Annotated in this window: 13 protein-coding genes; 3 read left to right on the forward strand and 10 right to left on the reverse strand. The window is 67.3% G+C overall.

Going from position 1 to position 18,753, the window contains the following annotated elements; all coding sequences use genetic code 11:
• Positions 1-2 precede the first annotated feature (2 nt).
• The 4 genes from ABTX62_RS27340 to ABTX62_RS27355 all read right to left on the reverse strand — a co-directional run bounded on the left by ABTX62_RS27340 (position 3) and on the right by ABTX62_RS27355 (position 6,949).
• Complete coding sequence (locus ABTX62_RS27340) at positions 3-1,598, reverse strand: type I restriction-modification system subunit M (protein WP_352118701.1); 1,596 nt, start codon at positions 1,596-1,598, stop codon at positions 3-5.
• The gene (locus ABTX62_RS27345; RefSeq protein ID WP_352118741.1) at positions 1,595-3,010 is read right to left on the reverse strand and encodes a restriction endonuclease subunit S; all 1,416 of its coding nucleotides are present in this window, start codon (positions 3,008-3,010) and stop codon (positions 1,595-1,597) included. The genes ABTX62_RS27340 and ABTX62_RS27345 overlap by 4 nt, the downstream gene beginning before the upstream one ends.
• A 2-nt stretch (positions 3,011-3,012) precedes the next feature.
• Positions 3,013-6,609 (reverse strand): type I restriction endonuclease subunit R, encoded by a 3,597-nt coding sequence (locus tag ABTX62_RS27350; RefSeq protein ID WP_352118702.1) that lies wholly within the window; start codon positions 6,607-6,609, stop codon positions 3,013-3,015.
• Between the two features lie 145 nt (positions 6,610-6,754).
• On the reverse strand, positions 6,755-6,949 hold the full coding sequence (locus ABTX62_RS27355) for a hypothetical protein (RefSeq protein WP_030842840.1): 195 nt from the start codon (positions 6,947-6,949) through the stop codon (positions 6,755-6,757).
• 177 nt (positions 6,950-7,126) lie between these two features.
• Between ABTX62_RS27355 and ABTX62_RS27360 the strand changes: the two genes are divergently transcribed.
• The 3 genes from ABTX62_RS27360 to ABTX62_RS27370 all read left to right on the forward strand — a co-directional run bounded on the left by ABTX62_RS27360 (position 7,127) and on the right by ABTX62_RS27370 (position 10,165).
• On the forward strand, positions 7,127-9,250 hold the full coding sequence (locus ABTX62_RS27360; protein WP_352118703.1) for a S9 family peptidase: 2,124 nt from the start codon (positions 7,127-7,129) through the stop codon (positions 9,248-9,250).
• A 265-nt stretch (positions 9,251-9,515) separates the two neighbouring features.
• Positions 9,516-9,785 (forward strand): hypothetical protein, encoded by a 270-nt coding sequence (locus tag ABTX62_RS27365; RefSeq protein ID WP_352118704.1) that lies wholly within the window; start codon positions 9,516-9,518, stop codon positions 9,783-9,785.
• Positions 9,782-10,165, forward strand: a complete 384-nt coding sequence (locus ABTX62_RS27370) for a hypothetical protein (RefSeq protein WP_352118705.1) — start codon at positions 9,782-9,784, stop codon at positions 10,163-10,165. The genes ABTX62_RS27365 and ABTX62_RS27370 overlap by 4 nt, the downstream gene beginning before the upstream one ends.
• Positions 10,166-10,262: 97 nt before the next feature.
• Here ABTX62_RS27370 and ABTX62_RS27375 read toward each other — a convergent pair whose 3' ends face one another.
• From ABTX62_RS27375 to typA, 6 genes are all read right to left on the reverse strand, one after another.
• Positions 10,263-11,411 (reverse strand): ABC transporter ATP-binding protein, encoded by a 1,149-nt coding sequence (locus ABTX62_RS27375; protein ID WP_352118706.1) that lies wholly within the window; start codon positions 11,409-11,411, stop codon positions 10,263-10,265.
• Positions 11,404-12,462, reverse strand: a complete 1,059-nt coding sequence (locus tag ABTX62_RS27380; RefSeq protein WP_352118707.1) for an ABC transporter ATP-binding protein — start codon at positions 12,460-12,462, stop codon at positions 11,404-11,406. The genes ABTX62_RS27375 and ABTX62_RS27380 overlap by 8 nt, the downstream gene beginning before the upstream one ends.
• 11 nt (positions 12,463-12,473) lie before the next feature.
• Positions 12,474-13,442, reverse strand: a complete 969-nt coding sequence (locus tag ABTX62_RS27385; RefSeq protein WP_352118708.1) for an ABC transporter permease — start codon at positions 13,440-13,442, stop codon at positions 12,474-12,476.
• Positions 13,435-14,361, reverse strand: a complete 927-nt coding sequence (locus ABTX62_RS27390; RefSeq protein ID WP_283971421.1) for an ABC transporter permease — start codon at positions 14,359-14,361, stop codon at positions 13,435-13,437. Before ABTX62_RS27390 ends, ABTX62_RS27385 begins: the two co-directional genes overlap by 8 nt.
• 146 nt (positions 14,362-14,507) lie before the next feature.
• Positions 14,508-16,148, reverse strand: a complete 1,641-nt coding sequence (locus ABTX62_RS27395) for a peptide ABC transporter substrate-binding protein (RefSeq protein WP_352118709.1) — start codon at positions 16,146-16,148, stop codon at positions 14,508-14,510.
• A 611-nt stretch (positions 16,149-16,759) separates the two neighbouring features.
• Complete coding sequence (typA, locus tag ABTX62_RS27400) at positions 16,760-18,667, reverse strand: translational GTPase TypA (protein WP_352118710.1); 1,908 nt, start codon at positions 18,665-18,667, stop codon at positions 16,760-16,762.
• Positions 18,668-18,753: the final 86 nt, after the last annotated feature.

Here is an 18,753-nt window from a genome sequence, read left to right on the forward strand (position 1 = left end):
GGCTACTCGACCTCGACCTCTGGTACGTCTACGTCGCCGCCCAGGGAGCGGGCGATGGCCGTGAACTCGTTCAGGGCGGATTGGAGGTCGCGGACGATCTCCTCGGCGATCACCTCGGGCGGCAGGCCGCTGTCGGCGTCGTCGAGGGCGGGGTCCTTCATCCACGTGATGTCGAGGTTGACCTTGTCGCGGGCGATCAGTTCCTCGTAGGTGAACCTCTTGAACGGCCCGTTCTCCACCTCTGACTCGACGCGGGAGGAGCGGGGCTCACCCGGCCTGTAGGCCGTCACGAAGTCGTCCAGGTGGGCGCGGGTGAGCGGGCGCTGCTTGAGCGTGAAGTGCTGGCCGGTGCGGAAGTCGTAGACCCACGTTTCGGTGGTGTGGGGCTTGCCGTCGGCGCGCGGGGGCTTCTTCTCGAAGAAGAGGACGTTGGCCTTGACGCCGCCCGCGTAGAAGATGCCGGTGGGCAGCCTCAGGATGGTGTGCAGGTCGAACTCGTCGAGCAGCTTGCGACGGACCTTCTCACCCGCGCCGCCCTCGAAGAGGACGTTGTCGGGCAGGACGACGGCCGCACGTCCGCCGACCGCCGTGAGCGACATGATGTGTTGCAGGAAGTTGAGCTGCTTGTTGGTGGTCGTGGCGGTGAAGTCGTCGCGGTCGTACTCGGTGTCCTGCTTCTCGGCCTCACCGTCCTGACCGATCACGGTGATAGCGGACTTACGGCCGAAGGGCGGGTTCGCGAGGACCAGTGTGGCGTGCTTGCCGCTGGGCTTGTCGGCCAGGGCATCGCCAACGATGATCAAACTCGGCCCGTCGCTCTTGCCGATGCCGTGGAGGAGCATGTTCATCGCGGCGAGGCGGGCGGTGCCGGTGACGAGTTCATTGCCCCAGATCTTGCGACCCTCGTCGTAGGCCTTGCGGTCGTCGAGCGACATGGTCTTCATGTGGTGGTCGCGGATGTAGGCGTGGGCCGCAATGAGGAAGCCGCCGGTGCCGCAAGCCGGGTCGGTGATCGTGTCGCCCGGGCCGGGCTGCATCACATCGACCATGGCGTCGATGAGGGGGCGGGGCGTGAAGTACTGGCCGGCGCCGGTCTTGGTGTCCGAGGCGCCCTTGGCGAGCAGGCCCTCGTAGGCGTCGCCCTTGAGGTCGACCCCCGTCATCGTCCAGTCCTCGCGACCGATCAGCTCGACGACGAGCTTTTCGAGGAGGGCAGGCTTGGTGATCCGGTTCTGGGCGTCGGCGAAGATCGTCCCGATGGTGGTGTCGGGGTGGCGGCCGAGGTGCTCCAGGACGGCCCGGTAGTGCAGTTCCAGTTCGGGGCCGCGCTTGGTGACGAGGGACTGCCAGTTGTACTCGGCGGGGACAATGGCGCTCATGTCCCGCCCCTCCCAGGGGTCGCTCTCCATCTCGTCGACCATCTTGAGGAAGAGCAGGTAGGAGAGCTGCTCGACGTACTCGATGGTGGACATGCCGTTGTCCCGGAGGACGTTGCAGTAGTTCCAGAGCTTGGCGACAAGTGTGTTGGTCTGGGCGACCGCCTTGGCCGTCTTGACCGGCTCAGGGGCGGGCTGCTGGGCGTCTACGGGGGCGGTCACAGCTCGAACTCCTGCTGTACGGCGAGGGCGGGGGCGGGGGTTGGTTCGGGGGCCGAGGCGGATGACTCGGCGGTTCGCTGACCGGGGTCCTTGACCCTGCGTGAACGCTTCGGCTGCGATGCTCGGTCAGCAGCGATGCGAGTCAGAAGAATGGATGCAGGTTCGTCATCGGAGTTCTGCACGGACAGCCCTCCTGTGAAGGCACGCCGCAACAAAGCCGACTTCAAAGCGTCAGCACGTCGCAAACCGATGGTCACCTGCCGGTCCATAGCTGCAATACCGCTCACCATTTCCTCACAGCGCTGGACGAGCTGCTTCTGTACGTCCAGCGGAGGAATAGGAAACTCAACTTTCTTCAGGCGTTTGGATGAAAGATGTGCAATGTTCGTTGTGATACGCACCTCACGCATGAACCGCTTGGCATGCAAGTGGCGCCGGAACACGAGCAACGCCCACTCCGGAAGGACCCCCGTACCAGCTTTGAAGCGCAGCAAACTATTGGTGAAAGCTACGTCCTTCGGGACCCCTCGATAGAGGGCGGGACGCCCCACGAGATGAGGACTCTGCCCTTCATTGAGCAAAACGTCACCGGGCTCCAGTCGGTACTTCTTCCAAACTCCGGAGAAGTCCATCTCCATGACGTCCGCGGTATCGATTCGATCTTCGAAAACGTTGGCGACGCGCAGATAGGGACGCATCTCGGGGCCGTGATGCCAATCAGGATGGCGCGCACGCCCTAGTTCAAGGGTTCCCGCACCCTCCACGGTCGTCATCTCCCACGAAGGCGGCACGTCGTCAGGGACCGCCGACACCAAGGCCCTCTTCCGTAGGCCCTCAAGCCGCCTACGGGCCTGGGTCAAAGTAGCTGATCCCGACTCGATCCGCGACAGCTGCTCTTCGAGCGCCTCGACGATCCGGTGCTGCTCCGCGAGCGGGGGCAGCGGTAGCGAGATCCCCTCGAGGATGACTTGATTCACCTTGTAGATTCCCGCAGTTGTGCGCGCCTTCGACTCGATTTGCCCGCGCACAACTGGAGAATCCCATAGCAAGCGAATATACGAGGTGGAAATTAGCGCATCATTCACTCGCACACGAATCATCGTGTCTGGGAATGCAACCGGTTTATCTACGGCCCCCACCAGGCCACCACGCCCCACCAAGCGCTTTGACCCGTTTCCGCGACTAAGCAGGAAGTCACCTTCACGAACCAGGAAAGGCTCAGCCTGTTCCAGGCTCCAGGCGCCCTCCTTCGATTCGGCAAGCTTGATTTTGCCGCCCGTGATCGCTGTGAGCCGCAGGACAGGGAATCCACCTTCCATGGTCTTTACAGAGCGACCATTGACAAGTGGCTCACTCAAAACGTCCTTCAGGGGCACCCAGCACCAGGAGTTCGGCAACCCGCCCAGTTCCACGCTCAAGCCAGTTCCTGATTCAACTCATCCAACAGTTCCAGCGCCCGGCCCTTGTCCCCGAACGCCCGCATGAAGCCTCGGCCGCCCCCACGCTCCGAGAACGGCGCGACGGAGAAGTCCCCGGGCTCTATCCCGACGTCGACGGCAATGGCGTTCTTTATCCGCTCCAGCCACCACAGCTGGTCCTCGGTGAACTCCACGCCCGCCTGCCGCTGCCGCAGCAGCCAGCCCTCGAAGCGCTCCTCGACCACCGTACGGTACGGCTTCAGCTCGTCGTCCGCGCCCAGCTCGTAGCGGATGAGCCGTACCAAGTCGCCCAGGCCCGCCTCCTTGCCCGGACTGGCTGCTGCCTTGCCGACCTGCTCGTAGTACTCCCAGAGAACCGCCGTCGTCCACGAACGCTTCGTCGCCTTGATGCGGCCGGCGAGTTCCTTCAGTGCGGCCCGTGCCTCACCGGGAGCGAGCCGCGCCCCGCTCCCCAGGGCGACCTGTATCGCCGCGTTCTCGTCCCGCTGCTCCTTCTCCAGCAGCTCGTTCCACTCGGCCAGCTCCTTCTGCGCACGCTCCTCCATCGGGATCTCGCGCAGCTCGGTGACCTTGACCTCGGTCGTCTCGTCGTAGGTCAGGTCCTGCTGGTGGCGGATCTCCAGGATCAGCTTGCGCAGTGCGGGGCGGGCGGTGAGCGGGGCCACCGCGTCCTGGACCAGCTTCTGCGCCAGCTCGGGGCCACCCTCGTGCCGGGCCCGGTCCTGGGTGTCGACGTCCACCGCGTCGGTGATGCGGCGGGCCAGGTCGGCCAGGCTCGCGCCGTCGGAGGTCTGGGTGATCAGGTCCCTCTCCTCTTTGCCGAGCTGGCGGTCGATGCGGGCCAGGCGGCGGGCCAAGACCTCCGCCTCGTCGGCCGTCAGGGACCGCGTGCCCGCCTTGTCGAGGAGCTTGGCCAGCGGGATGCCGCGCTGCGCGCCCGCCGGGATCAGCGGCCGGGCGTCCACGAGCGGGGAGTCGGTGACACCGACCGCGTCGACGAGGACGAAACGGTCCTTCTTCAGGTCGGGCGCCGCCTCCGGAGTGACCGCCTTCAGCTCGTCCGCGTCGATGGAACGGGCCCCCCGCCCCTTCATCTGCTCGAACATCACCGGACTCTTCACCGGCCGCAGGAAGATCACGCACTCGAGCGGCTTCACGTCCGTGCCCGTGGCGATCATGTCGACGGTGACCGCGACCCGCAGCCGGGGCGAGTTGCGCAGGTCGTTGATGAGGGCCTCGGGGTCGTCGCCGTTGTCGCGGGACTTGTAGGTGATCTTCTTGGCGAAGTCGTCGCCCCGGCCGAAGATCTGCTTGACCTGCTTGAGCACCTCGTCGGCGTGGTCGTCGTACGGGCCCGCGAAGATCAGGGTCTTGGGCAGGTCGGCCCGGCCGGGGAACCACCGCTTCCAGTTGTCCCGGTACGTCGTCAGCACGGCACGGACCTCGTCCTCCGTGATGACCGTGCGTCCGATCTGCGGGGCGGTGTAGGTGAAGTCCTCGTCCAGTTCCTCGTACCGCTGGGCCCGGGTCTGCCGGTCACGGATACGGACGGTCGTACCCGCCTCGATCCTCGCGACGACGTCCCCGTCCCGCAGGTCGGTCACGATGCGTGCGATGTCGAAGTCGACGTTGACCCCGTCGGCGACCGCTTGTTCGTAGGTGTAGCGCGACACCTCGTTGTGGTCGAAGAAGCCCTTGGTCTGGCGGGTGGGGGTGGCGGTGAGACCGACGAGGTGGGCGTCGAAGTAATCCAGGACACCCCGCCACAGGCCGTAGATGGAGCGGTGACACTCGTCGATGACGATCACGTCGAAGGACTCGATCGGGACGTCGGGGTTGTACTCGACCGTGATCGGCTCGTCCGTCACGTAGGACTCGTCCAGGGGCGCAGCCGCGTCGTCCTCGCGGTCCTCGGTCTCCGCTCCCTCCGCCGGCGGCTCCCCCTTGAGGAGCGAGTACATCCGCTGGATCGTCGAGATGACGACCGAGGAGGTCTCCTGGAGACCGCCGCGGCCCAGCATGTCGACGTTGTAGAGGTCGGTGAGCTTCCGGTTCTCGTCGGGGGTGCGGTACTTGTCGAACTCCGCGCGGGCCTGGCGGCCGAGGTTGTTGCGGTCGACGAGGAAGAGGATCCGGCGGGCGCCGGCGTACCGGAGCAGCCGGTAGACCTCGGTGACAGCCGTGAACGTCTTGCCCGCACCAGTGGCCATCTGGATCAAGGCGCGCGGCTGGTCGGCGGCCAGGGAGTCTTCCAGGCGCGTGATCGCCTCGACCTGGGCCATGCGCAGGCCGTGCGTCTCCAGCAGCGGCATGCTCGTGCGCAGGGCCGCCCGGAAGGTGGGCGCGTCCTGGTGCTCGTCGGCGTACCGCATCCACGCGGCGAGGGTTTCGGGGCGGTGGAACGCGAAGACTTCGCGGGAGCGGGCGTCCGGGTCGACGCGGTTCAGGAAGAACGTCTCGGTGCCGGTGGTGGCGTAGCGGAAGGCGAAGGGCTCCTCACGGCGCCACACCGCCATCGCGTGTTCCTTGAGCACGCCCGCCGCGTACCGCTCGTTCTGGGCGAGAGCACCGGCCAGGGAAGTTCCCTCACGCTTGGCCTCGATGACGCCGACGATCTTGCCATCGACGTAGAGAACGTAGTCGGCACGGCCGGTGGCGAGGGTGAACTCGCGGATGGCCACACCCGTGTCCGCCAGCGGGTTGGCGTCCGCCTTGTCCTGGATCACCCAGCCCGCCCTGGACAACATGGCGTCGATCTTCTTGCGCGCCTGCACCTCGTTGAGCGGGGTTGGTCGCTGGGCACGCTCCACGATCGCGTCGCGAGCGGCGGAGGCCACTGGGCGGGGCTTGAGCCGCTCGCGGTCGTACCGCTGCTGGTGCGCCGCCCGCAGCGCGGTGACCTGCGCCTGCAATTCCTCGATCTGCGCCGTGTACGTGGCCTTCGCCTGTTCCGCACTGACGATGATCTTCTCCGCCTCGGCACGGGCCCGACGCTCGGCTTCCAGGCGGTCTCCGACCTCCGACAGCTTCACGCGGGACTCGGCGAGCGTGCGCCGGTGCCCTTCCAGCGCCTCGCGCAGCTCCGCGATCTCCTGGGGATCGGTCTCCGGCGTTTCCTCGGGCAGAGTGGGCGGGACGAAGGCGGTCACCGCGCGGGTGCCGCCCATGGCCCGGTCGAAGAGGTCGCCCAGCTGCCAGCACAGCTTCAGGGCTTCAAGGGCTTTGGTGGTGTCGAAGAGGTGGTTGTGCGCGGCGTCGTTGCGGCCCCGGCGCAGCTTGTGGAAGGCGTCGCGGCTCCAGCCTACGAGGACGCCGGCCCGGGTGAGGGCGTTGATGCGGTCGACCTGGTTCGTCCCCTCGACGCGCGTGCCCGTGCGCGTGACGAACTCCTCGGCCAGCACCTCACCGAACTGGCCGGCGCTGACGTAGGCGGCGTTCGGATTGGTCAGGACGGTGAGCTCGGCCTGCGAGCCGTAGATGGCGAGGAGCGGCTGGTACCCGTAGAGGCGTCCGAAGTTGGGGGACGCCTTCGCCTGCTCCCGAAGTCGCCTGTCCACGCTCTCGTCGTCCACGCGCCGCCCCCTTGCCCGTCGTTCCTGCCCGGCCCGCCAAGCTTACGGAACACGACTCGGGGACGCCGGAGATCGGGACAGACGAGGCATGGACTCCGGCCGGGACCTGGGTCTTCCCTCGGTCCCGGGCCGGAACGCGCGGCGCTCAGAACTTGATGCTGCCGATCATCCCCGCGATGTTCGTCGTCAGCTCGTTGATCGTGGGAGCGACGGTCGAGGAGGCGAGGTAGAAGCCGAGCAGCATGCAGACGATCGCATGCCCCGCCTTCAACCCCGACTTCTTGATCAGCAGGAAGACGATGATCGCCAGCAGCACCACCGCCGAAATCGAGAGTGCCACGGCGGCTCACCTCCAAAGATCCACGAGGGCGCGGGGGGTCGGACTATGGGGGCATCAAATCCGTACAGCGGCCAGCAGGTTCATACCCACTATGCGACATTGATCATAACTATCCGTCTGCGCGCATCGCTCGGCGCACGGCCGCACAAGGGGGCGCATGGCCAATATGGTCAGGGCATGACGACCGAGCCTCACTCCTTCCCCCGACGGCACGCCCGTACCCAGCGCTTCACGCTCGGCGCGCCGCGTTCGTTCACCGTGGCGCCCGACGGTTCGCGTGTCGTGTTCCTGCGCTCCGGTTCCGGTACGGACCGGGCGAATTCTCTCTGGGTCCTCGATATGGAGGAGGGCGGGGAGCGCGTCGCCGCCGACCCGCGCACCCTGCTGGGCGGCGCCTCGGAGGACCTCTCGCCCGAGGAACGGGCCCGGCGCGAACGCAGCCGTGAGGGCGGGGCCGGCATCGTCGGATACGCCACCGACACGGCCGTCGAATTGGCCTCTTTCGCCTTGTCAGGGCGGCTTTTCGCGGCCGAGCTGCGGGCCGGGACGGCGCGTGGGCTGCCCGCGCCCGGGCCGGTGATCGACCCGCGTCCGTCGCCCGACGGGCGGCACATCGCGTACGCCGCGCAGGGTGCGCTACGGGTGACGGGCGCCGAGGGAGAGGGCGACCGGGCGCTCGCCGAGCCGGAGTCGGAGAATGTCTCATACGGACTGGCGGAGTTCATCGCGGCCGAGGAGATGGGGCGTTCGCGGGGCTTCTGGTGGGCTCCGGAGTCGGACCGGCTGCTCGTGGCGCGCGTGGACGACACGCCGGTGCGGCGGTGGTGGATCGCTGACCCCGCGCATCCGGAACGGGAACCGCAGCGGGTGCCGTATCCGGCGGCCGGCACGGGCAACGCGGAGGTGCGGCTGTTCGTGATCGGGCTGGACGGGCCGCGCACGGAGGTCGCCTGGGACCGGGCGCGGTACCCGTATCTGGCGCATGTCCACTGGTCAGCGGCGGGCTCGCCCCTGCTGCTCGTACAGGCGCGCGACCAGCGCAGTCAGCTGATCCTGGCCGTGGATCCGGACACCGGCGCGACGCGGATGGTGCACGCCGACGAAGATCGAACATGGCTTGATCTTTTCCCCGGGGTGCCGTGCTGGAGCCCGTCCGGGCAGCTGGTGCGGATCGCCGACGAGGGGGGTGCGCGGGTGCTGGCGGTCGGGGAACGGCCGCTCACGGGAGCACAGTTGCAGGTGCGGGCCGTGCTGGACGTCTCCGAACAGGACGTGCTGATCTCCGCGTCGGCGGGGGCGGAGGCCACCGAGGCGGAGACGGGCCAGGTGCATGTGTACCGGGTGAATGAGCTGGGCGTGGAGCGGCTGTCTCAGGAACCGGGCGTGCACGCGGCGGTGCGGGCCGGGGAGGTGACGGTTCTGGTCTCGGCGACGCTGAACCGGCCAGGTGCGCGGGTCCAGATCCTGCGCGACGGAAAACCGACCATGACTGTCCCATCTCACGCCGAAGATCCCGGTATGTCCCCACGCGTGACGCTCACCGAGGGGGGCGCACGCCGCGTCCCGTGCGCCGTGCTTATGCCTCGGGACTACGACGGCGACACCCCTCTGCCGGTGCTCATGGACCCGTACGGCGGCCCGCACGGCCAGCGGGTGGTCGCGGCCCACAACGCGCACCTCACGTCGCAGTGGTTCGCGGACCAGGGCTTCGCGGTGATCGTCGCGGACGGCCGCGGCACCCCGGGCCGCTCCCCCGCCTGGGAGAAGGCGATCCACCAGGACTTCACGCTGTCGCTGGACGACCAGGTGGAAGCCCTGGAGGACCTCGCGAAGCGGCACCCCCTGGACCTGTCCCGGGTGGCGATCCGCGGCTGGTCGTTCGGCGGCTGGCTGGCGGGCCTGGCGGTGCTGCGCCGCCCGGACGTCTTCCACGCGGGCATCGCGGGCGCGCCGGTGACGGACTGGAGCCTGTACGACACCCACTACACCGAGCGCTACCTGGGCACACCCGTGGAGCACCCCGCGGCCTACGCGAAGAGCTCCCTGGTCACCGCCGAGGGCCTGTCCTCCCCGGCCGAGCCGCACCGGCCCCTGATGATCGTGCACGGCCTCGCCGACGACAACGTCGTGGTCGCCCACGCCCTGCGCCTGTCCTCGGCCCTGCTGGCCGCCGGCCGCCCCCACGAGGTACTGCCGCTGTCCGGCGTCACCCACATCACCCCCCAGGAACAGGTCGCCGAGAACCTGCTTCTGCTTCAGGTCGACTTCCTGAAGCGCTCCCTGGGCATGACGACCGTCTGAACGCGGCAACGGGCCGGGACGCCTCGCGGCGCCCCGGCCCGTCCACGGCACCCGCACGGCCGTACGTTTTTCAGGTTCGCACGTCCGTATTCCGGAACGACTTCCGTCAAGTTGCTTCCGCGTTAACGGGGTTGGGGCGGGTTGAGAACTCCGTCAGGACGCATGGACCACGCCCTCCTCCTCGGCGAAGCAGCAGGCCGACTCATGGGCCGCCGGGGAGCCGCACTCCCGCCACCGCGGGTATTCCACTCGGTATACTCGCTGTATGGACACCACGATCAAGGTCGACTCCAAGACCCGCGACCGTCTCGCCGTTCTCGCGGAGGCCCACGGGACGACCATGCGCGCCCTCATCGACGAGTTCGCCGCGAACACTCTCACTCCGGCCGAATTGAAGGAGCGCGCTGACCGCACCGCCGCCTACCTGGCCGAGCACTTCGGTGTGACCGTCGCGGCCGAAAGCAGCGCCGAGGTCTTGCGGGGTGTGCGCAACCAGGTCGTGGCACACCATGCTGCCGAGCAGGCCGTCGCGTGATCCGGGAGCACTACATCCTCGATACCGACACGCTGCTCGCCCTGGGCGGCCATCGCCAGGTCTCCGGACTCGTCCACGCCGCCCAGCTCGAACCCGGCGTGTTCCTCCACACGCCGGTGCTCTCGGTCATCGAAGCCGAGCGCGAACGCGCGGGAATCGCGATGCACGTGGGGCAACTCGGCATTGCGACGGTCGACCTCGATTACCCGGCTGCCCTCTCCTGCTGCCGACTGCACTCCGAAGGAATGCCGTTCGGAACGGGCGCGGCGATCGAAGCAGCCCACCGCGTGGGCGAGGAATACGAGGCACCGTTCGTCGCGACGGTCCGGCCGGAGCTGTATGAGAAGCGGTTCGCCCGTGTCGTCGATCTGAATCGCTGAGGGTCCGGCTGGACGCGCGGCCCCGTCGTTGCCGAGAACGCCGACTCCCGGCGCCTCCATGCGAGGGCCGGGAACCGGACGGAGCGGTAAGACGGTGTCAGGCCGCGTGGACCACGTCCTTCTCCTCCGCGAAGTGGCAGGCGGACTCGTGGGCCGCGGGGGTGTCCTCGCCCTTGAAGCGCTCGGGGACCGCCAGGAGCGGAACCTCCTGAGCGCACTTGTCCTCGGCCTTCCAGCAGCGGGTGCGGAAGCGGCAGCCCGAGGGCGGGTTGGCCGGGGACGGGACGTCGCCGGTGAGGATGATCCGCTCGCGGCCCTCACGGGACTCCGGGTCGGGGACCGGGACGGCCGACAGCAGCGCCTGGGTGTAGGGGTGCGTCGGGTGGTCGTAGATCTCCGTGTCCGTGCCGATCTCGGCCATCTTGCCGAGGTACATCACACCCACCCGGTCCGAGATGTGCCGGACGATCGACAGGTCGTGCGCGATGAAGAGGTAGGAGAGGTTGAACTCGTCCTGGAGCTTCTCCATCAGGTTGATGACCTGTGCCTGGACGGACACGTCCAGCGCGGAGACCGGCTCGTCGCAGATGATGATCTCGGGGTTCAGGGCCAGGCCGCGGGCGATGCCGATGCGCTGACGCTGACCGCCGGAGAACTGGTGCGGATAGCGGTGAATGTACTCCGGGTTGAGACCGACCACATCCAGCAGGTCCTGGACCTTGCGGCGGCGGTCGCCCCGCGGCGCCACCTCGGGGTGGATCTCGAAGGTCTCCCCGATGATGTCGCCCACCGTCATACGGGGGTTCAGCGAGGTGTACGGGTCCTGGAACACCATCTGGATGTTCCGGCGGACCGCCTTCAGCGCGCGCCCGGACAGCTTGGTGATGTCCTGGCCCTTGTAGAAGATCTCGCCCGCGGTCGCCTTCTCCAGCATCATCAGCAGCTTGGCGACCGTGGACTTGCCACAGCCGGACTCGCCCACGATACCGAGCGTCTCGCCCTGGTAGAGGTCGAAGGAGACCCCGTCCACGGCCCTGACCGCGCCGATCTGACGCTTGAGCAGGATGCCCTGGGTCAGCGGGAAGTGCTTCACCAGGTTGCGCACCTGAAGGATGGGCTCACCGCGCTCGGCCGGCGCCTGGATCGCGGCGACGGCCTCCTCGTGACTGGCGGCCTCGACCGTGTCGACTTCGGTCGTGTGGGGAGTGGCGTCCATGGACTCGTCCGTCTTCTCCAGGTCAGCCATGGATCGTCTCCTTCCAGAAGTGGCACGCGCTGCCGCGGCCGACGAGCTCGCCGCCGTCCCGCTCGGTGACCGGGTGCAGCGGCGGGACGTCCGTACGGCAGATGTCCTGCGCCTGCGGGCAGCGCGGGTTGAAGGCGCAACCGGACGGGATGCGGGTCAGACTGGGTGGCAGGCCCTTGATCGCGTACAGGTCCTGGCCCTTCTGGTCCAGGCGCGGAATCGATTCGAGCAGACCCTTGGTGTAGGGGTGCGCGGGCCGCTTGTACAGCTGGTGCACGGGGGCCGTCTCCACGATCCGGCCCGCGTACATCACCGCGATCTTGTCCGCGACGTCGGCTACGACGCCGAGGTCGTGGGTGATCAGGATCAGACCCATGTTGTACTCGCGCTGGAGCTCCGCGAGCAGATCCATGACCTGGGCCTGGACCGTCACGTCGAGGGCCGTGGTCGGCTCGTCGGCGATGATCAGGTCCGGCTCCAGGGCGAGCGCCATCGCGATCATGATGCGCTGGCGCATACCGCCGGAGAACTGGTGCGGGTAGTCGCCGACGCGCTCCCTGGCGGCCGGGATCTTCACGCGGTCCATCAGCTCGATGGCCTTGGCCTTGGCGTCCTTCTTGCTCAGGCCCTGGTGGACGCGGAACATCTCGCCGAGCTGGTAGCCGACGGACAGCACCGGGTTCAGCGAGGACAGCGCGTCCTGGAAGATCATCGCGATCTTGCTGCCCCGGATCTTGCGCCGGGCGTCGCCGGACATGGTGAGCATGTCCTCGCCCCGGTACAGGATCTGGCCCTGGGGGATCCGCCCGGGCGGCATGTCGAGGATGCCCATGATCGCCTGGGCGGTCACGGACTTGCCGGAGCCGGACTCGCCGAGCACGGCGAGGGTCTCGCCGGAGCTCACGGTGTAGTTGACGCCGTTGACGGCCTTGGCCACGCCGTCACGCGTGTGGAACTCGACGTGCAGATCGCGCACTTCGAGCAGGGGAACGTCGTCCCGGGCCGCGCCTCGCGGCTCGGGCACGTCACGGGTCTCTTCGATGGTGGTCACGTACGCCCTCCTCAGCGCAGCTTCGGGTCGAGGGCGTCGCGCACTGCGTCGCCGAGCATGATGAACGCGAAGACCGTCACGAAGAGCATGCCCGCCGGGAACAGCAGCGCGTGCGGGTTGTCCCGGATCACCTTGCTGCCCTCGGAGATGTCGATGCCCCATGAGATCGTCGGGTCGCTGAGGCCGAGGCCGAGGAACGACAGCGTCGCCTCAGCCGAAATGTAACCGCCGAGGGCGATCGTGGCCACGACGATGGTCGGCGCGAGCGCGTTCGGCATCACGTGGCGGAACAGGATCCGCGTGGTGCCGGCGCCCAGCGCCCTGGCCGCCGTCACGTAGTCGGCCTGCTTGGCCGTGATCACGGAGCTACGAGTGACACGCGCGATCGAGGTCCAGCCCAGGGCGGCCAGGGCCAGGATCACCACGTACTCCTTGCGCTCGGTGAAGGCGTTCAGGACGACCATCGCGCCGAGCAGGAAGGGCAGGCCGAAGAAGATGTCGATGATCCGGGAGATCACCGAGTCGATCCAGCCGCCGAAGTAACCCGCCAGCATGCCGAGCAGGCCGCCGACCAGCGTGACCGCGGCGGTCACACCGACGGCGACCATGATGGAGGCGCGGGTGCCGTGGATGACGCGCGAGTAGATGGATCGGCCCTGCTGGTCGTAGCCGAACCAGTCGGGCTGGAAGAAGTGCGTCAGCTCCGGCTTGCCCAGATAGTGGTGGACGAGGTCGCCGTCGCGCGGGTTGACGCTGGCGAACCAGCCGGGGAACGCGGCGATCACGAGAAGCAGGACCAGGAGCACCGAGGACACCCAGAACATGGGGCGGTGCCGCAGGTCGTACCAGGCGTCTCCCCACAGGGAGCGGGGCTTCTCGCTCTTCTTGACGTTCTCCGGGGCGGGTACGCCGACGGCCGGCGGGGCCACGGCGTCCACGGTCGCGGAGTCGGTGGTCTGGGCCTTGGTCACGTCAGGCATACCGGATCCTCGGGTCCAGGACCGCGTACAGCAGGTCGATGAGCAGATTGATCAGGAGGATGACGAGGACGAGCACCGTCACCACACCCGTGACCGTCGAGCCCTCGCTCGTCTGGATCGCCCGGTAGAGCAGGTTGCCGACACCCTGGATGTTGAAGATGCCCTCGGTGATGACCGCGCCACCGATGAAGCCGCCGACGTCGGTGCCGACGAAGGTGACCACGGGGATCAGCGAGTTGCGGAGCAGGTGGACACCGATGATGCGGCGCCGGGGCAGGCCCTTGGCGAGCGCGGTGCGGATGTAGTCGGCCCGCAGGTTCTCGGCGAAGGTCGTCCGCGTCAGCCGGGCCACGTACGCCATGGACAGCATGGCGAGGACGAGGGCCGGCAGGAACAACTGTGAGAAGTCCGTGGAGTCCTGGACGTTGGGCGGCAGCCAGCCGAGTTCGTCGGCGAAGATGAACCGGGCGATGAAGCCGAGGACGAAGACCGGGATGGAGATCACGGTCAACGTGAAGATCAGCACGCCGGTGTCGGCCGGCTTGCCGGCCCTCAGGCCGGCCCACGCGCCGAGACCCACGCCGATGATGATCTCGATGGTGAGCGCCAGCAGCGTCAGCCGCAGCGTCACCGGGAAGGCGTTGGCCATCAGTTCGACGACCGGACGCCCGGACAGCGTCTTGCCGAAGTCTCCCTGGACGAGATTCACCATGTAGTGGAAGTACTGTTCGAGGACGGGCTTGTCGAAGCCGTACTCGCGCTTGATCTGCGCGATCTGTGCGGGATCGGGAGCCTTGTCCCCGTAGATGGCCCGGACCGGGTCGCCCGGCAGAATGTGGACCATCAGGAAGATCAACAGAGTTGTCCCGATGAAGATCGGGATCATCTGGAGCAGTCGCCTGGCGGCGTAGCGCCCCATCTTGCGCCTCCATGCCGTGAGGGGTCGGCGAGGCCTGCGCACTCATCTACCGCAGGTGAGGGGGGTGAGGTGGAGGCCTGTGCCTACGGACCGGCGCCGCCGCTCCCCTTGTGCGGGAGAGGCGGCACCGGTCTGCGGTCGTCTGGTTACTTCTGCTTGACCTGGATGGTGTCGAAGATCGGGTCACCGTCCTGGCCGTACTCGATCTTGCCCAGGATGTTCTTGGACTGACCGCTGTTGACCTTGTAGAACCAGAGCGGAATCGCCGGCATGTCCTTGGCGAGGAGCTGCTCCGCGTCCTGGTACATCTTCACGGTCTCGTCGATCGAGCTGGCCTTGTCCGCCTCGGAGCTCAGCTTGTCGAACTCCTTGTTGGAGTAACCGCTGGTGTTGCCGGCCGCCGTGGAGCCGTACAGGTCGCGCATGAAGTTCGAGTTGACCGGGTAGTCCAGCACCCAGCCACCGCGGTACATGGACTTGACCTGCTCCTTGTCACGGGCGTCGAGGTCGGCCTGGAAGGTCGGCTTCGGGTCGCCGGTGCACTCCACGCCGGTGGACGTGCGGATCGAGTTGCAGACCGCGTCGACCCAGGGCTTGTGGTCCTGGTCGGCGTTGTACTGGATCTGGATCTTGTTGCCCGGGACGCCGCCACCCTCCTGGATGAGCTTCTTGGCCTGGGCCGGGTCGAACTTGACGATGTCGCCGAGCGCGCCCTTCTTGTAGCCGAGGACGCCCGGGGCGACGTAGGAGTCGGCCGGGGTACGCGTGCCCTGGAGGACGGTCTTGGTGATCGTCTGACGGTCGATCGCCATGGACAGACCCTGGATGACCTTGGGGTCGATGTCCTTGAACTGCTTGGTGTAGAACGCCGGGACGATCGACTGGACGGCCGAGTACGGCTCGTCGATGGCGCGGTCGCCCAGGTCCGTCTTGTAGTTCGTCAGCGCGGTGGTCGGGACCTGCTCGATCCAGTCCACGTTGTCCGAGCGCAGGTCCGAGTACGCGGCGTCGGCGGTCGTGTAGTTCTTGAAGTCGATGCCGCCGTTCTTGGCGACGTTCGGGCCCTTGTAGTCCGCGAACTTGCGGACCTTGATGAGCTTGTTGTGCTCCCAGGACACGAACTTGTACGGACCGTTGCCGATCGGCTTCTCGCCGAAGCCCTTCGGGTCCTTGAAGAAGGCCTCGGGCAGCGGCGCCCACACGTCGTAGCCCAGCTTGTACGCGAAGTACGAGACCGGCTGCGTCAGCTTGATCGTGAAGGTGTTGTCGTCGACGACCTTCAGACCCGACATCTTGTCGCTCTTCGGGTCACCCTTCTCCGGGTGCACGTCCTCGAAGCCGACGATGTCCGCGAACCAGCTGGAGTTGGTCTGGTTGTTCTTGATGTTGGCGGACCAGTTCCACGAGTCCACGTAGGACTGCGCGGTGACCGTGGTGCCGTCGTGGAACTTCCAGCCCGGCTTGAGCTTGACGGTCCACTCGGACGAGTCGTCGTTCGGCGTGACCGACTCGGCGTTGATGTACTCGAGCTTGCCGGTGCCGGGCTCGTAGTCGACCAGACCGGAGAAGATCGTGCGCAGCACGCGGCTGCCCTGGCTCTCCTTGGCGTTGGCCGGCTGCAGCGGGTTCTGAGGTTCGCTCAGCTGCGCAGTGACGATGCCGTTCGGGTCGGCCTTCCCCTTGTTCATGTCGTCGCCGGCACTGTCATCTCCGCCGCCGCAGGCGGTGGCGGCCAGAGCGACGACTATCGCCCCCGCGACCCACTTGGCGCTCTTGGCACCGCGCATGGGTTCCTCCTATGAAGTCATTGGTTCACCGCAAAGGGGGCACAGGACAGACCACCGCCACAGCCCGTCGCCGGTGCCGGAAATCGTCAAATGCCCCCGCGCTCGTGAGTCGGCGCCGCCTGAAGCGGGTGACCTGTTCATCCGAGCTCTACGCGCCTAACTATCTGCCAAACACCAGGACCGAACCACACTCTCGAGGTCTCGGTTCGATCACAGCTCTCGCCTACATCTTCCAAAATCCGGACAAAGGGTTTGGTGAAAGATCCCTGCGAAACGGACTTGTTACACATCTATCGGTGTCGGCTGTCCGTATTCCGGACGCGAGAGTGAGATAAACCGCTTGCGACGTACCGTGGGTCCCGTGCAGGGTGCCACCGGAGTCTGTCGCGCGCTCAAGAAGCTTGTGCGGCAGGGCCGTTGCGCGTTCCCCGAGGCCGGGGAGGCAGGGCGCTTCGGCAGCAGGGTAGTGGGAGAAAACCGCCCCTGACGGCTGTCACGGGCAAGTCGAGGGTTTTCCCTACCCCTTGCCTCTGCGTTACCTCCCCTTCAGACGACAGCACCGGGCACCCCGCTCACGCGGGGTGCCCGGTGCTGTCGTACTGCGGCAGGCGTCAGCCGTGCTTGGCGCGGCTCGCGGCGCGGGCGCGCTCGCGGGCGTCCAGGTTCACCTTGCGGATGCGCACGGCCTCCGGGGTGACCTCGACGCACTCGTCGTCCCGGCAGAACTCCAGGGACTGCTCCAGCGACAGCTTGCGCGGCGGGACGATCGCCTCGAACGAGTCGGCCGAGGAGGACCGCATGTTCGTGAGCTTCTTCTCCTTGGTGATGTTCACGTCCATGTCGTCGGAGCGCGAGTTCTCGCCGACGATCATGCCCTCGTAGACCTCGGTGCCGGGGTCCGTGAACAGCACACCGCGCTCCTGGAGGTTCGTCATCGCGAACGCGGTGACGGAACCGGCGCGGTCGGCGACCAGCGAACCGTTGTTACGGGTCTGCAGGTTGCCGAACCAGGGCTCGAACCCCTCGTGGATGGAGTGGCCGATGCCGGTGCCGCGGGTCTGGGTCAGGAACTCGGTCCGGAACCCGATGAGACCGCGGGACGGCACCACGAACTCCATGCGGACCCAGCCGGAGCCGTGGTTCGACATGTTGTCCATACGGCCCTTGCGGACACCCATGAGCTGCGTGACCGCGCCCATGTGCTCCTCGGGCACGTCGATCGTCATGCGCTCGACCGGCTCGTACGTCTTGCCGTCGACCTCCTTGGTGACGACCTGCGGCTTGCCGATGGTCAGCTCGAAGCCCTCACGGCGCATCTGCTCGACCAGGATGGCCAGCGCCAGCTCACCACGGCCCTGCACCTCCCAGGCGTCCGGCCGCTCGGTGTCCAGCACCCGGAGGCTCACGTTGCCGATCAGCTCGCGGTCAAGGCGGTCCTTGACCTGACGCGCGGTGACCTTGCGGTCCTTGACGGCCGCCTTGTTGTCGGCGCCCTTGCCGGTGCCGCCACGGCCGACCAGCGGCGAGGTGTTGGTGCCGATGGTCATGGAGATCGCGGGCTCGTCGACCGTGATCAGCGGCAGCGGGATCGGGTTCTCCGGGTCCGCGAGGGTCTCGCCGATCATGATGTCCGGGATACCGGCGACGGCACAGATGTCACCGGGGCCGGCCTTCTCGGCGGGCTTGCGGGTCAGCGCCTCGGTCATCATCAGCTCGCTGATGCGGACGTTGCTGATGGTGCCGTCGCGCTTGATCCAGGCGACCGTCTGGCCCTTGCGCAGCTCGCCCTGCTCGACGCGCAGCAGCGCGATACGGCCGAGGAAGTTGTCGGCGTCCAGGTTGGTGACGTGGGCCTGGAGCGGGGCGGCCTCGTCGTAGGTGGGCGCCGGGATGTGCTCCAGGATCGTGGAGAAGAACGGCTCCAGGCTGGTGGAGTCGGCGGGGACCGTGCCGTTCTCCGGCTTGGTCAGCGAGGCGATGCCGTCACGGCCGCAGGCGTAGACGATCGGGAACTCGATCTGCTCCTCGTCGGCGTCCAGGTCGAGGAAGAGGTCGTACGTCTCGTTGACGACCTCGTCGATCCGGGAGTCCGGGCGGTCCGTCTTGTTGATGCACAGGATGACGGGCAGCCGCTGCTGGAGCGCCTTGCGCAGCACGAAGCGGGTCTGCGGGAGGGGGCCCTCCGAAGCGTCCACGAGCAGGACGACGCCGTCGACCATCGACAGACCGCGCTCCACCTCGCCACCGAAGTCGGCGTGGCCGGGGGTGTCGATGATGTTGATGGTGATGACGTCCCCCCCGTCCTTCGGGTGGTACTTCACCGCCGTGTTCTTGGCCAGGATCGTGATGCCCTTCTCACGCTCCAGGTCGTTCGAGTCCATCATGCGGTCGTCGACCGAGTCGAGCTGGTGCGCGGCGAAGGCGCCGGCCTGCTTCAGCATGCCGTCGACGATGGTGGTCTTGCCGTGGTCGACGTGAGCGACGATGGCGACGTTGCGGATGTCGTGGCGCGTGGCCATAAAAGGCGTACTCCCGGAGTGGTGAGGAAGGCCCTGCGCGTACGTCGGTGGTGCGCGGGCTCTGCCGGGCTCAACATGCCACGGCC

Origin of the sequence: Streptomyces sp. NPDC096046, from assembly GCF_040303285.1 — a bacterium.
Classification (GTDB): Bacteria; Actinomycetota; Actinomycetes; order Streptomycetales; family Streptomycetaceae; genus Streptomyces.